We start from the raw sequence: 819 nt of genomic DNA, 5'->3' as shown, positions 1-819 counted from the left end.
TGAGTAATGTTCACCAGAATATATCTGATCTTCCTTACTCTCAGCGTTCTATAATTGAAGAAGATATTCGTGCCTGTTACGAAGAACGCCCTGAAATGGCGATGGTAGATTCTGACAAAGGTATTTCAAACCTCCATGTACCAAGTGATGTCATCGTTGATGCGTCAATGCCTGCGATGATTCGTGTTGGTGGTAAAATGTGGGGTACTGACGGTAAACTGAAAGACACTAAAGCGGTTATTCCAGAGCGCACATATGCGACCATCTATCAGGAAGTTATTAACTTCTGTAAGCATCATGATGCCTTTGACCCAACGACAATGGGTACCGTTCCAAATGTTGGCTTGATGGCTCAAAAAGCTGAAGAATATGGTTCTCACGACAAGACTTTCGAGTTAGAGGCTGACGGTACTGTTCGTGTAGTTGATGAAGATGGTAAGGTCTTGCTTTCGCATGATGTCGAGAAGGGTGACATCTGGCGTATGTGTCAGACTAAAGATGCGCCAATTCAGGACTGGGTGAAACTCGCCGTTTCTCGTGCTCGAGCAACGGGTATGCCGACTATATTCTGGTTAGATCCTGAGCGTGCCCATGATGCGCAAATGATTAAGAAGGTGAACACCTACTTACAGGATCATGACACGGATGGTTTGGACATTCGTATCATGTCGCCGGATCAGGCAATTCGCTTCACAATGGAGCGCTTGATTCGTGGCCGTGACACGATCTCTGTTACCGGTAATGTACTACGAGATTATCTAACGGATTTGTTCCCGATTCTTGAGTTGGGTACCAGTGCTAAGATGCTATCTATTGTTC

The 819-nt window shown here is 45.3% G+C and carries 1 protein-coding gene; it reads left to right on the top strand.

Annotated elements, in window-relative coordinates; translation table 11 throughout:
* Window positions 1-819 (top strand): NADP-dependent isocitrate dehydrogenase (locus tag A3729_RS08120; RefSeq protein ID WP_197475682.1); only part of this gene is annotated, 819 nt, incomplete at both ends.

It is taken from the genome of Oleiphilus sp. HI0043 (genome assembly GCF_001634935.1).
This window is presented reverse-complemented; position numbering and strand designations above follow the sequence as displayed.